The sequence below is a fragment of the Deltaproteobacteria bacterium genome, assembly GCA_016235345.1.
GTDB lineage: Bacteria > Desulfobacterota > Desulfobacteria > Desulfobacterales > Desulfatibacillaceae > JACRLG01.
This window is the reverse complement of the sequence record JACRLG010000028.1, coordinates 105,966-119,193: the sequence shown is the minus strand read 5'-3', so window position 1 is coordinate 119,193 and position 13,228 is coordinate 105,966. Positions and strand designations below refer to the sequence as shown.

Sequence of the window (13,228 nt, the reverse complement as noted above, 5' to 3'; positions counted from 1 at the left end):
GTTCCCGTCCTTTATGTTTTCCTTATGCCCTTAGGCGCTAGTTTTACCCCATCCTGATGCGCCATGCCTTATCCTTGTATCAAAAGGGCGGATGATTCCGGTTGACCGGAAAATCCCACCGCCCAAAAGGGGAGGGCAACATGAGCGACATCACTTCAATTGGAATTCCGGTTGTCTTTTTCATATTGACCATGGGGTTTTCGTGGCTTCTGCTGAAGCTGTGAAAGGAGGAATTATGGAATTTTTTCTCTATACCGGCGGGATACTGGCGGCATTGCTTCTGGTCTATCTTTTTGTGGCACTTCTCAAACCGGAGTGGTTCTGATGAACGCCCTTATCGCAATAAAGATTCTCGGCTTTTTCGGGCTGCTCACCCTGTTGGCCATGCCGCTCGGCAATTACATGGCCAGGGTTTACCGGGGGGAGAACCGTTTTTCCCGTAAGATTCTGGGGCCTTTGGAGCGCCTCCTTTTAAGGATGGCGGGGGTTGCGGAAGACGCAGACACCCACTGGAAGACCTACGCGAAACATTTGTTGATCTTCAACCTTCTGGGCTTTTTCGCGGTTTACGCCCTTGAAAGGCTCCAGGGCTTTCTGCCGGGAAACCCGGCGGGATTCGGGGCCGTTTCACCCCAGGTGGCCTTCAATACCGCCGTGAGCTTTGTTACCAACACCAACTGGCAGGCCTATGCGGGCGAGGCAGTCATGAGCCAGCTCACCCAGATGGCGGGGCTTACTGTTCAGAATTTTCTTTCAGCCGCAACCGGCATGGCGGTGGCCGTGGCCCTCACCCGGAGCTTCACCCGAAACAGCGAGGACGGCATCGGATGCTTCTGGACGGACCTTGTGCGCGGCGTGGTGTACATCCTTCTTCCTCTGGCCCTTGTTTTCTCGGTCTTTCTGGTGTCCCAGGGGCTTGTCCAGACCTTTGACGCCAAGGCGGAAATCGCGCTCGCCGCCCCGGTGGCCGATTCAAACGGAAATCCGGTCGAAAGTGTCAGCCTTGCCCTTGGGCCTGTCGCCTCCCAGGTGGCCGTAAAGCAACTGGGCACCAACGGAGGGGGATACTATAACGCCAATTCGGCGCACCCCTTCGAGAACCCCACGCCCCTTTCAAATTTCGCGGAGCTTCTGGCAATTCTGCTGATTCCAGCCGCTTTCTGCTTCTTCTTCGGGCGCATGGTGAAGGCCCAGCGCCAGGGATACGTGCTTTTCGCCGTGATGATGGCGGTTATTCTGCCCCTGTCATTTTTGTGCGCCGGGGCCGAGCTTTCGGGAAACCCGGCCCTTGACAGCGCTGGCGTTGACCAAAAAGCCGGGGCTTTTCAGTCGGGCGGCAACATGGAGGGCAAAGAGGTGCGGTTCGGGGCCGCAGAAAGTGCCCTGTGGGCTGTCGCCACAACCGCCGCCTCCAACGGTTCGGTGAACGCCACGCACGACAGCTTCACCCCCCTTGGCGGCCTCATTCCCATGTGGCTTATTCAGCTTGGCGAGGTGGTCTTCGGCGGCGTTGGCTCCGGCCTTTACGGCATGATACTTTTCGCGGTGGTGGCGGTTTTCATCGCGGGACTTATGGTGGGGCGCACCCCGGAGTATCTGGGCAAAAAACTTTCAGCTTACGAGATGCAGGCCGCCAGCCTTGGAATCCTCATCCCTCCGGCATTTGTCCTTTTGGGAACGGCAATGGCCTGCGTGACCCTTTCCGGCCACGCCACAGTGGCGAACCCTGGGCCGCACGGTTTTTCCGAGCTTTTGTACGCCTACTCGTCAGCCGCCAACAACAACGGCTCGGCCTTTGCGGGCCTTGACGCGTCCAACCTCTTTCACACCGTGGCAACGGGCCTTTGCATGTTGGCCGGGCGATTCTGGGTGATAGTGCCTGTCCTGGCCCTGGCCGGAAGCCTTGCCAGAAAGCGGACCGTTCCGGCGTCTTCGGGCACACTTCCCACGGACACTGTGCTTTTCGCGGCGCTTCTTCTGGGAACCCTGGTGCTTGTGGGGGCGCTGACCTTCATTCCGGCGCTGGCTCTTGGACCACTAGTTGAACATCTTATGCTTTTTAAGTGACGATATTGGCAAGGAGCGCCCTTCCATGAGCGATAAAACAAAATCAAGGCGTCTTTTCGAAAAGGCCCTGGTCATCGGAGCCGTAAGGGACGCTTTCAAGAAGCTCGATCCGCGCCTTATGGCGAGAAATCCGGTCATGTTCGTTGTTGAGGCCGGAAGCGCCTTTACCACGGCGCTTTTTATCCACGCCTTGATAACCGGGCGAGGAGAGGCCCCTGCGGGCTTTATTCTGGCCGTTTCGGTGTGGCTCTGGTTCACCGTGTTTTTTTCAAATTTCGCCGAAGCACTGGCCGAAGGCAGGGGCAAGGCCCAGGCCGACGCCCTTAGGAAAACCAGGAAGGACGTCACGGCCCGCCGCCTTTTACAGCCCGGAGGGGACCAGTCCCTTACCGAGGATATGGCCTCGGCGCTTCTGAAAAAAGGCGACGTGGTGGCGGTGGAGGCCGGGGAAATCATACCCGGCGACGGAGAGGTTATAGGCGGCGTGGCCTCGGTGGACGAAAGCGCCATAACAGGCGAAAGCGCCCCGGTGATACGGGAAAGCGGCGGAGACAGAAGTGCGGTCACGGGCGGCACCAGGGTATTGTCGGACAGGCTCGTTATACGCATAACCGCCGAGGCGGGCGAGACCTTCCTTGACCGCATGATAGCCATGGTGGAGGGGGCCAAAAGGCGCAAGACTCCCAACGAGATAGCCCTTTCCATTCTTCTTGCCGGGCTCACCATCGTCTTTCTCCTTGCGGTGGCCACCCTTTACCCCTTTTCGGTTTACGCCGTGAAAGCCACCGGACAGGGCAGCCCCGTCACCCTCACCGTGCTTTCGGCCCTTGCGGTCTGCCTTATACCCACCACCATCGGCGGGCTTCTTTCAGCCATTGGCATCGCGGGTATGGACAGATTGATCGGGGCCAACGTGCTGGCAACATCGGGCAGGGCGGTTGAAGCTGCGGGGGACGTGGACGTGCTTTTGCTGGACAAGACCGGCACCATCACCCTTGGAAACCGGGAGGCGGTGAACTTCATACCAGCGCCCGGCTTCACCGAAAGGCGGCTGGCCGAGGCGGCGCAACTGGCGAGTCTTGCGGACGAAACCCCCGAAGGCAGGAGCATAACGGTTCTGGCCAAGGAGCGCTTCGGCATAAGGGGCCGGGACCTTGGGGAAATCTCCGCGATCTTTGTGCCCTTTTCAGCCGAAACCCGCATGAGCGGCGTTGACGCAGGCGGCAAAAAAATCCGGAAGGGCGCGGTGGACGCTGTGGAGCGCTTCGTAAAAGCCAGAGGCGGAACCATTGCCCCCAAGGTGCGGGAGGCGGTTGACGAGCTTGCCCGCCAGGGAGCGACACCACTCATCGTGGCGGAGGATGAAAAAGTCCTTGGGGTCATCCACTTGAAGGACATCGTGAAGGGCGGAATAAAAGAGCGCTTCGCGGCCATGCGCAAGATGGGCATAAAAACCATAATGATAACCGGCGACAACCCTCTTACGGCGGCGGCCATAGCCGCCGAGGCCGGTGTTGACGATTTTCTTGCAGAGGCGACTCCTGAGCGCAAGCTGACCCTTATAAGGGATTTTCAGGCAAAGGGCCACATGGTGGCCATGACGGGGGATGGGACCAACGACGCCCCGGCCCTTGCCCAGGCGGACGTCGCGGTGGCCATGAATTCCGGCACCCAGGCGGCCAAGGAGGCGGGGAACATGGTGGACCTCGACTCCAACCCCACCAAATTACTGGAAGTTGTGGAGATCGGAAAGCAGATGCTCATGACGCGGGGGGCTCTCACCACTTTTTCCATAGCCAACGATGTATCAAAGTATTTCGCCATAATACCTGCGGCCTTCGCCTCCACCTACCCGGCCCTTGGGGCGTTCAACGTGATGGGTCTAAGTTCCCCCGCAAGCGCGGTTTTGTCGGCTGTCATCGTAAACGCCCTTATGATAGTGGGCCTGATTCCCCTGGCCCTTAGGGGAATCAGCATGAAACCCGCCCCCGCAGGGGTGCTTTTGCGGAGGAATATCCTGATTTACGGTCTTGGGGGACTCCTTTTCCCCTTCCCGCTGATAAAGATAACCGACATCCTTTTGAGCCTAATGGGGGTGAAATGAAAACCCAACCAGCATTCCGTCCGGCTCTCACGCTCCTTTTGGCCTTCACCCTTCTTTTGGGACTGGGATATCCGGCCCTGATTACGGCCCTGGCCCAGGCAATGTTTCCATTTGAGGCAAACGGGAGTATCATAATGGAAAACAACAAGGCTGCGGGCTCGGAACTGATCGGACAAGCCTTTGAAGGCCCCGGATGGTTTCGGCCCCGCCCGTCCGCAACGTCTGTTCATCCGTATAACGGGGCGCTTTCAGGCGGGTCCAATCTTGGGCCTTTGAACCCTGCCCTTCAAACGGCGGCGGCGGAAAGAGCACAGAAGCTGCGCGCCGAAAACCCGGCAAGCACCGGCAAGGTTCCCGTTGATCTTGCCACCGCATCGGCAAGCGGCCTCGACCCGCACATCTCGCCCGCAGCCGCGTTTTTTCAGGTTGACCGGGTGGCGAGGGAAAGGGGCCTTTCGCGGGAAGCGGTGCAAAAGCTCGTTGCCGGGTCCGTGGAGGGCCGCACCTTCGGAATTCTTGGCGAGCCCAGGGTAAATGTATTAAAGCTGAATCTGAGCCTTTTGCGGTTGACTCCGAAAAGCCCGAACAAGGGTCAATGAAATGGCGAATTTTTCCATGCAGCCTCCCTCTGACCGGCCCGACCCGGACCTGCTCCTTGCCCGTGTGAAAGCCGATGAGGATCGCCGGAACCGGGCGGTTTTGAAGGTCTTTCTGGGTTACGCTCCGGGCGTGGGAAAAACCTACTCCATGCTGCTTGCCGCCAAAAGGCTTGCGTCACAAGGCGTTGACGTTGTTGTGGGCTGCGTGGAAACCCACGGCAGAGCCGAGACTGCGGCCCTGATGGATGGGCTTTCCGTTCTGCCCCGGCGCGAGGTGATCCACAGGGGAGCCTCTCTTTTCGAGTTCGATCTCGATACCGCCCTGGCCCGAAGGCCCCAGGTGCTTTTACTGGATGAGCTTGCGCACACCAACGCCCCACAGAGCAGGCATCCCAAAAGGTGGCAGGACGTGCTTGAGCTTCTGGACGCCGGAATCGAGGTCCACACCACCGTCAACATTCAGCATCTTGAAAGCCTAAACGACGTTGTGGCCCAGATAACGGGAGTAAAGGTGCGGGAGACCTTGCCGGACCACGTTCTGGACAGGGCGGACGCAATCGAGATTATTGACCTTACGCCGGATGAGCTTCTTGTGCGCCTTAAAGAGGGCAAGGTTTATCTGCCGGAAACGGCCCAAAGGGCGGCTGAGAATTTTTTCAAGCGCGGAAATCTTCTGGCCTTGCGGGAACTGGCCCTTAGAAGGGCAGCAGAGAGGCTTGATACCGACGTCCGGGAGTACAGGACTCAGCACGGTGTAACGGCAACGTGGCCAACCGCCGAGCGCATCCTTGTGTGCGTGGGCGCGAGCCCTTCTTCAGAGCGTGTGATCCGAGGCGCAAGGCGCATGGCAGCCGGGCTTCGCGCCCCCTTTACCGCCATTTACGCCGACGCCCCGGATGCCTACCCCTTAAGGGAGCCCGACCGGAGACGCCTTGAATCCCACCTTCTGCTGGCCGAATCCCTTGGAGCCGACACTGCAAGGGTCTCCGGCAACCGGGTGGGGGATGAAATCCTGCGTTATGCCCGCCTGCACAACGTAACCCGCATAGTTATAGGAAAGCCATTAAGAAGGCGGCTTCGGGAGGTTTTCAAGGGCTCTTTGGTGGATGAACTGGTCAGGGAAAGCGGGGAAATCGAGGTTCATTTCATATCAGGCGGGCCTTGTGAAGGAGTGCCGGAAAATTCGCCAGCCCCTGCAAAACCCGCCTTGCGTCCTGCTCCCTACGCCGCAGCGTCCGCCCTGGTGGCTCTGGCTGCCGTGCTGTCCGTTATCGGCAGAAATTTTCTGGCCCTGCCTGACCTTGTGATGCTGCATCTTTCCGCCATAATGGGCGCAGCCTTCATATTCGGGCGCGGCCCCTCGCTTCTTGCCGCCGCCCTTTCCGTGGCGGCCTACGATTTTTTCTCGGTGCCGCCCTATCACACCTTCAACGTGGAACACGCCCGCCACATATTGACCTTCGCCATGATGTTCGCGGTCGGGCTTTCAATAAGCGGGCTTACCTCCCGCATACGCCGCCAGGAGCACGAGGCCAAAAAGCGCGAGGAAAGAACCGCCGCACTCTATGCCCTGTCAAGGGACCTCGTTGCCGTAAGGGACGAGGACGAGGCGGCCAGGATCACCGCCCGGCACGCGGCGGAGGTTTTCGGGGGCCGGGCCGCCATGCTACTTGCCGTATCTTCGGGGGCCTTTTACGTGGCGGCGAAAAGCCCCGATGATTTCGCCATCTCGGATGAGGAACTGGCCGTGGTGCGCTGGGCCGCAGAACAGGCAAGGAGCGCCGGGCGGGGCACGGACACCTTTCCGGGGGCGAAGCTCACCGCAATCCCCCTGGTTTTCGGTTCGATAACGCCGGGAGTCCTGGCCATGTGGGAAATCGCGCCGGAAACCCTTACCGTGGATCGCAGGGCCTTTCTGGAAGCCTTCGTGAGTCAGGCGGCCCTTGCCCTTTCCCGCGCCCGGCTTTCCGAGGAGGCAAAGTCGGCGGCCTTGAAGGCCAGGACCGAGGAGATGCGAAGCTCGCTTCTAAGTGCGGCCTCCCATGATTTAAGAACCCCCCTTGCCGCCATAACGGGCCTTTCCACGCTTCTGAGGGACGAGGGCGGCAGGCTATGCGAGTCACGCAAGTCGGAGATGCTCAACTCCATCTGCACCGAGGCTGAACGCATGGAGCGGCTTGTGGGAAATCTTCTGGATATGGTAAAACTGGAATCAGGCGGGATGAAGCCAAAAAACGAGTGGACGCCCCTGGAGGAAATCGTGGGCTCGGCCCTTTCGCGCATGGAAAAGCGCCTTGGCGGGAGAGCCATTACAGTGAACCTTGCCCCGGATTTTCCACTTGTGAACGTTGACCCGGTGCTTTTCGAGCAGGTTTTCGTAAATATTCTGGACAACGCCGCCAAATACACCCCGCCGGAAAGCCCCATTGAAATTTCCGCCGCGCATGGCGAGGGCTTTTTCACGGTTTCCATGGCGGATTCGGGGCCGGGGCTGGGTGAGGAGCAGGAGGAGCGCGTGTTCGAGAAATTTCTGCGGGGCTCCCATCCCGGAGTGGGCGGGGTGGGTCTTGGGCTTGCAATATGCCGTGGCATAGTGGCCGCCCATCAGGGGGTGATTACGGCCCGAAACAGGCCGGAGGGCGGCTCGGTGTTAACCGTGCGCCTGCCCCTTTCCGAGCCTCCGCCCACCAAGCTGCCCGACGGACTGGAAGGCGGCCAGGAATGACAGCGAACCAGCCCCTCATACTGGTGGTGGAGGATGAGCCCCCCATGCTGCGCTTTTTGGTGACGGCCCTTGAATCGCGGGACTTCCGCGCTGCGGAAGCCGGAACGGCGAAGGAGGCCCTGGTTGCCGCCACGTCTTTGAATCCCGAAATAATCCTTATGGACCTTGGCCTTCCGGACGGCGACGGAATAACGCTCACCAAAAAAATAAGGGAGTGGAGCCAGGTTCCCATAATCGTGATTTCGGCCAGGGGCAGGGAAAACGACAAGGTGGAGGCCCTGGACGCGGGGGCCGACGACTATCTCACCAAGCCCTTCGGGGTCCCGGAACTCATGGCCCGCATAAGGGTGGCCCTTCGGCATGCGGCGCGCGGGGTTTCCGGCGCTCCTGCTGTTTTTGACATCGGACCCTTGCGCCTTGACCCTTCCAGCCGCAAGGTTACGGTGGACGGCAACGAAATCCACTTAACGCCCCTGGAATACAGGCTTCTGGTCCTGCTGGCCCAAAACGCGGGAAAGGTTCTCACCCACCGGCAGATTTTAAAGGAGGTCTGGGGACCGCCCTACGCCCTTGAGACGCAATATTTACGGGTCTTCATGGCCCAGCTCCGCCGCAAGGTGGAGCCTGATCCGGCCCGGCCCCGGCTCCTTATAACCGAACCCGGCGTGGGATACCGGATGAAGGACCTGTAAAGTTCGCCATAGCTGTTATCAGGGGGGCAGGGCTCCATTTTTCGGGCTGGCATTCTGACCGAACGAAAACGGGCGAGACCGGTATGTACCCGGAACCGCCCGTTTTCCTAAAAATGGTGCCGAAGAGGAGAATTCATAATGTTTATTTAGATGTGACCTGGTTTGCATATTACCGGGAGCATAAAAGGTTTTCATTTCAGAACGCATATCGAACAGCCTTGTCTTCGAAGTAATTCTGGACGATGTCCGGCTGGCACTGGCGCTTTCTCAGGTATCCTCGGATATTGTTTTTAAGCTCTTCTGCGTTCCTGGCGCGTCGGTTTTTATCGGCATTGGCCGCGCGTCCTGGTTCAGGCGCTCGTCCGGGTTCAGCTCCGGGCTGTAGGCTGGCAGGAAAAACAGCTTTATTTGTTCATGATGCTTTTCCAGCCACCGGGCGGCCCGCTTTGAATGATGAACACGAAGGTTATCCAGAATCAGATACATTTTGCGGTCATTGGAGCGGACCAGGCGGCGCAGGAACTCGATGAACACCCCTGCGTCGAAAGTTCCGTCAAACACCATGAATTGCAGATGCCCCATGTTGCTGATGGCGGAAATCATGTTGCACGAAAAACGCTTGCCGGGCGTCTTCACCACAGGCGTTTCGCCGCGTTTGCCGTAGGTCCGCCCAACCGCATGGTCGGAGCGCATGCCCATCTCGTCGCCCCAGAGGATGAGCGCGTTTTCGGCGTGGGCTTGTTTGTGGATGGCAGGATAATCCTCGTCCATCCAAATTTTAACCGCCACCGGGTCGCGCTCGTAGGCCCGTTTCAGGGGCTTTTGCGGGGTGTAGCCCCAGCGCTTCAGGTAGCGCCCCACGGTCCAGCGGGACAGGCGGATGTCGAAACGGTCTTCAATCAGAAGCGCCACGCTTTCGCGGGTCCACAAATGAAAGGGAAAATGCAATTGATCCGGCATGTTGTCCTTGATGGACCGAACGATTTGGGCGGCCTGCCAGGGCAGAAGCGCGCCACCCTTGGGGCGTCCCTGTCGAGCGGCTTTGAGGCCCTCGAAACCCCGTGCGCGATATATCTTGACCCAGGTGTTGACGGATCGAGTGGTCACTCCAAAGACCTGGGCCACTTCTTTTTGCGCCTTACCGTCCAAGACCGCCTGGACGGCGCGAATACGCAGTGCTTCCTGTGCCTTGGGACTCAATTTGCGGGTGTCGTTGAGGTTCATGTGCGGGACCATAGCACAGGTCGCTAAAATTGAAATATTTATTGCTCCGAGTAATAAATCAAGGGGCAGCCACAGTAACCGCCCCAAGGCCGAAGCTGGTCAAGGCGGTAATAGGCCTGCTCAGACAACAAAGCCCTCCGGGAATTCCCGGAGGGCTTTGTTGTCTGGAGCAAAACCCAGGTTTTTACTTGAGAAGAACCCTGTAAACGCCGGTGAAGGAGGCTCCGGCCTTGAGTTTTTTCACCACGAAGCGTACCCCGTTGTATTCCTCTGGCGGAACGGTAACGGTCATTTTTTGGCCTTCGGGCGTGGTTATTGTTTTGGTCAGGGGCGCTTTTGCCCAGGTTTTGCCGCTGTTGAAGGTAAACTGAACCTCTCCGGCGTTGTCGCATCTGGCGGATTTGTCAACGTAACGGGTTTCGGGCGGAACCTTGCCTTCGGTCCTTAAGTCCTTCAGTTCGACTTTGCCCTGGTTTTTGCCCGTAATGTTGTACTGGATAAGGGTTCCGGGAAGAATGCCCTTGGGCAGGGGCTTCAAAGCCTCAACCTGTTTGCCGTCCTTAGTTGTTGTTTCAACCATGAAGGCGGTGGTCTTCAAATTCAGAGGGTCCTTTGCAGGGCCTTCCGCAACAACCGCAGAAGCGGCCATCGCAACAACAAGACAAGCCACAGCCGCGAGATGCGCCGGTCTTACCCGCCCCCCCGTAACGCCGATCCTGCCGATAAAAGATGCCATTTGCCGCTCCTTTTCTTGCGAATGAGGGAAACAAACCCAAAATTAAACTATAACACGAATTCAAAACGCGCGCCAGAGACGCTTTACGCCCTGGCTCAATCTACACTTACCCGGTAATAGATGCTTCCTGTCTGGCCGGGTTCAAGCGTTATGCAGGGAGCGCCGCAAAGGGACTGAAGCCTTATGGAAAGAATGTCGTATTCAAGGGTTACTCCGTCCGTATCCGGGCTGTCGTCAACGGTGCCGTAATAGGTGCCGCCGTTCACCGTAACCATGACATCCTTCGTGGCTCCCAGGTAAAGTCGCGGCAGGAATTGGGTGTTGTCAGGCACGTTGTCGCCAAACACAATGTCCTTCTGGGGTTCGGCCCCGATGTTCTTGAAATCTATCCTGTATTCCAGAACGTCGGTGGGCGAGACTTCGTTGGAGAAAGAAAACGAATGCGAAAGAGTGACGTTTCTGACAAATTTTTCAAGGTGAAGCTGGGCAGCCGGGCCTGATGCCGTAATGGTATCGGATGTGAAATCAATGTCGTTGTAAGAAACCGCTGTGTTGGACCAGTCTTCGTTGGCGGCCACCGTGAGGCCCTCAACTGTGCCAAGCCCGACAGATGTGGGAACCACAGTGCGAATAATCACGCAGGCATCGCCCGCTCCCAGGCTCGCCCCCCCGTTCAGCGAATAATATCCGCCCACCGGTACGAGGGCATTGCCGTCAAGCTGGCCATCGCAGTCAAGGTCGGCGTAAACGGCGTAAGTCCAAGATTGTTGAGAGGAAAGGGAGAGGGCGACTTTCCCCGGGGTTTTAATGTTGATGGTATGCCGTATTGTGAGGCTGGAGCCCGGCGACACCACGTAAGACTGGGGCGGGGTTATGGATATGTTTTCGACGTTGCCGAAATTGTAATCCGTCCTGTTGGTTCCCGACGCCATTGTAAAGGAGAGGCGGTTCCTGTTGGCAAGGGGCTGTTCCGCGTTGTTCTGGACCGCCGCGCCTATTGAGTTGCCGCTCGAAAGCCAGCCCGCCGGGTCGGTTTTTACAATGTAAACCGTGGACCCGTTATATGAGGCCGGAACCCATAGCGTGTAGGCCCCTGCGTCGGAGGTGGCCGTGGTGGCTATTGTTGTGGCGCAGGATGTGTCGGCGCAGGCCTTCACTATTACCTGGGGGATGCCTTTTTCGTTGGGGCTGTTCCACACGGAATTGGTGGCATCTGTACTCCCGGCGCTTCCGTCGCCGCTGTCCCTGAACACGGTGCCGCTAACCTGGCAGCCATTGTAATCTCCGAAATTGATATTTTCAAGAATCGGGTCACTCGAAGAATAGGTGAAGGAAATGGTGTTGGACGTGGTGGAGACCCAGCCCGCCGGGTCCGCCGGGACACAGTTTGCAAGGTTGTCAGTGTCCTCAAGGATGGTGATTGCACCGTAGGGCACCCCTGCCATCTGATAATATCCGGTGGCAGGGTCAACGGTGGCCGTGGCCACAACGCTTCCGCTCTGGCAGGCCTTCACGTAATGGGGGCTTGCGCCGGTGCCGGTTTCCCCGGAGTCCTTTTCCCCGTTCCGGTTGGCATCGTTGTAAACGTAACCTGATATGAGGGAATCAACCCCGCAGTCCACCGTAATGGACACTGTCTGTATGCCGGGAGTCGGTGAGGGGTTGGAGTAATTGGGCGGGGAGACCTCGGCCGCCGTCTTGTAGCTGAAGGTGCTGTTGCCCTCCGAATCCGTGGCTTTAACTCCGATTATATAATCACCGTTAGGAACGACGCTGGTGTTCCAGGTATATACCCAAGTCGGCGTGGGCCCGGCCGAAGCATCGCCCAACTTGGTCCAGGTGGAACCGTCGTTTGCATTTCCATCTCCGTTCTTATCCGCGTAGTACCAGAACTCCACGCTGTTGATGGTGAGCCCGCAGGAGCCGGAGACGTTGGCAAGGGCGTCCTGAACCCAGGCGGTAATATCGCTGGTGCAGTCTAAGGCGGTTGGAGCCGTTGCCGTAACGTCGTTTATCAAAGGGCCTGAAAGGGTCAGCAACTGGCCGGGCACTATGTAATCGGAAAAGGGAAAGCAGTTGTTTGCATTGGCAGTGAAGGAGCCGTTTGCCACAAAGTCTTTTTGAAAAGGATCGTTTAAGCTGTTCGCCGTAGCGAATGCAAGTGCTATGGGCGTATTGGGGGTAAGGGCAGGCCGGGCCGGACCGCCGGGGCCGTTTAGAAGCGCGTAAGGGATCTGGTAATCCACGAACATTTCGCCGCATGTGCTTCCGGGAACCGGGACCACCCGCGAGGTTCCGAAATCCCACAGCGTGTTTGTGCCGCACCTTGGCCAGGTGGTAGTGGGCGTGAGGCTGTTCTGGAAATTAAGTATCCGGCTGGTGGCCTGGTCCACGAAGGCCGACGGGTTGTGGGCGGTGGCGAAAACCGTGGTGTTGTAGGTTACGTAGTCGACGTTCTGGGTGTTGTCGTTGCTGTAAATTCCCACCAGGCGGTCCACGGCGGTTGCCGGGCCGCCGGAACTGCCGTCAAGATGCATGGCGTATTCCCGGTATCCGTCGCCGTCCGTATCTATAAGAACCGTATAGAGGGCCGAGTTCCAGGGGTCACCGGAAGCGTAACTTGGAGGAGCGACGCCGCTCGTGCAGTAGGTCTGGGGTCCCGACTCCACACGCCAGCGGAAGAAAAGGACCTGGGTGGCGCTGTCGTAGTACCAGTAAACGCTGGGCAGGGACTGGTCGGTGCAGCCCGAGCTGACGCTGACGTAGCCGTTGGGAACCGTGCCGCCCGTTGACTGGTCGCTGTTTTTCTTGTCTCGGAGGTCAGCGCCCTGGCTTTTGGTGCCGATCCAGGCACTGTCTGCGGGCCAGGCGACCGGCAGGTAATGCACGGGGTTCGGTGACTGGGGCGGGACTGAGGTCCAGTAAGGGGGATATGCATCGGCGAAAAGGTCCGTGACGGCAAACAGGCTGAAAAGAGCCAGGAAGGCCAGGGCCGCCGTGAAAAAAAGCCCTTTCCGTTTAAACGGAAACGGCCCGGAGCCGGGGCCGCTTGCCTTATCCCAATCCCTTTTCCGCATCGGT

General features: G+C 58.5%; 8 protein-coding genes and 1 pseudogene. 6 read left to right on the top strand and 3 right to left on the bottom strand.

The window, feature by feature from the left end; all coding sequences use genetic code 11:
- Window positions 1-235: 235 nt before the first annotated feature.
- From kdpF to HZB23_14115, 6 genes are read left to right on the top strand one after another with little or no spacing between them, the layout of a single operon-like run.
- Complete coding sequence (kdpF, locus tag HZB23_14140; GenBank protein MBI5845794.1) at window positions 236-325, top strand: K(+)-transporting ATPase subunit F; 90 nt, start codon at window positions 236-238, stop codon at window positions 323-325.
- A complete protein-coding gene (gene kdpA, locus HZB23_14135) occupies window positions 325-2,067 on the top strand; it encodes a potassium-transporting ATPase subunit KdpA (protein MBI5845793.1) in 1,743 nt (580 codons plus the stop codon). Before kdpF ends, kdpA begins: the two co-directional genes overlap by 1 nt.
- Window positions 2,068-2,092: 25 nt before the next feature.
- Window positions 2,093-4,171 (top strand): potassium-transporting ATPase subunit KdpB, encoded by a 2,079-nt coding sequence (gene kdpB / locus HZB23_14130; protein ID MBI5845792.1) that lies wholly within the window; start codon window positions 2,093-2,095, stop codon window positions 4,169-4,171.
- Window positions 4,168-4,770 carry a potassium-transporting ATPase subunit KdpC gene (gene kdpC / locus HZB23_14125; protein MBI5845791.1) on the top strand — a complete coding sequence of 201 codons (603 nt, stop codon included), beginning with the start codon at window positions 4,168-4,170 and terminating at the stop codon, window positions 4,768-4,770. The genes kdpB and kdpC overlap by 4 nt, the downstream gene beginning before the upstream one ends.
- 16 nt (window positions 4,771-4,786) lie before the next feature.
- The gene (locus HZB23_14120) at window positions 4,787-7,495 is read left to right on the top strand and encodes a sensor histidine kinase KdpD (protein ID MBI5845790.1); all 2,709 of its coding nucleotides are present in this window, start codon (window positions 4,787-4,789) and stop codon (window positions 7,493-7,495) included.
- The gene (locus tag HZB23_14115; protein ID MBI5845789.1) at window positions 7,492-8,187 is read left to right on the top strand and encodes a response regulator; all 696 of its coding nucleotides are present in this window, start codon (window positions 7,492-7,494) and stop codon (window positions 8,185-8,187) included. Before HZB23_14120 ends, HZB23_14115 begins: the two co-directional genes overlap by 4 nt.
- Window positions 8,188-8,383: 196 nt before the next feature.
- On the opposite strand, the pseudogene HZB23_14110 reads toward HZB23_14115, so the two are convergent.
- The 3 genes and pseudogenes from HZB23_14110 to HZB23_14100 form a co-directional block, all read right to left on the bottom strand.
- Window positions 8,384-9,411 (bottom strand): annotated as a pseudogene (locus tag HZB23_14110) (IS630 family transposase).
- A 184-nt stretch (window positions 9,412-9,595) separates the two neighbouring features.
- Window positions 9,596-10,147, bottom strand: coding sequence for a hypothetical protein (locus tag HZB23_14105; protein ID MBI5845788.1), 552 nt, complete (start codon window positions 10,145-10,147; stop codon window positions 9,596-9,598).
- 95 nt (window positions 10,148-10,242) lie between these two features.
- The gene (locus tag HZB23_14100; GenBank protein ID MBI5845787.1) at window positions 10,243-13,224 is read right to left on the bottom strand and encodes a hypothetical protein; all 2,982 of its coding nucleotides are present in this window, start codon (window positions 13,222-13,224) and stop codon (window positions 10,243-10,245) included.
- Window positions 13,225-13,228: the final 4 nt, after the last annotated feature.

What these genes read in the sequence shown, in the direction of transcription:
- kdpF (MBI5845794.1), top strand. Translation starts at nt 236, where the DNA reads ATGGAATTTTTTCTCTATACCGGCGGGATACTGGCGGCATTGCTTCTG.
- kdpA (MBI5845793.1), top strand. Translation starts at nt 325, where the DNA reads ATGAACGCCCTTATCGCAATAAAGATTCTCGGCTTTTTCGGGCTGCTC.
- kdpB (MBI5845792.1), top strand. Translation starts at nt 2,093, where the DNA reads ATGAGCGATAAAACAAAATCAAGGCGTCTTTTCGAAAAGGCCCTGGTC.
- kdpC (MBI5845791.1), top strand. Translation starts at nt 4,168, where the DNA reads ATGAAAACCCAACCAGCATTCCGTCCGGCTCTCACGCTCCTTTTGGCC.
- HZB23_14120 (MBI5845790.1), top strand. Translation starts at nt 4,787, where the DNA reads ATGCAGCCTCCCTCTGACCGGCCCGACCCGGACCTGCTCCTTGCCCGT.
- HZB23_14115 (MBI5845789.1), top strand. Translation starts at nt 7,492, where the DNA reads ATGACAGCGAACCAGCCCCTCATACTGGTGGTGGAGGATGAGCCCCCC.
- HZB23_14105 (MBI5845788.1), bottom strand. Translation starts at nt 10,147, where the DNA reads ATGGCATCTTTTATCGGCAGGATCGGCGTTACGGGGGGGCGGGTAAGA.
- HZB23_14100 (MBI5845787.1), bottom strand. Translation starts at nt 13,224, where the DNA reads ATGCGGAAAAGGGATTGGGATAAGGCAAGCGGCCCCGGCTCCGGGCCG.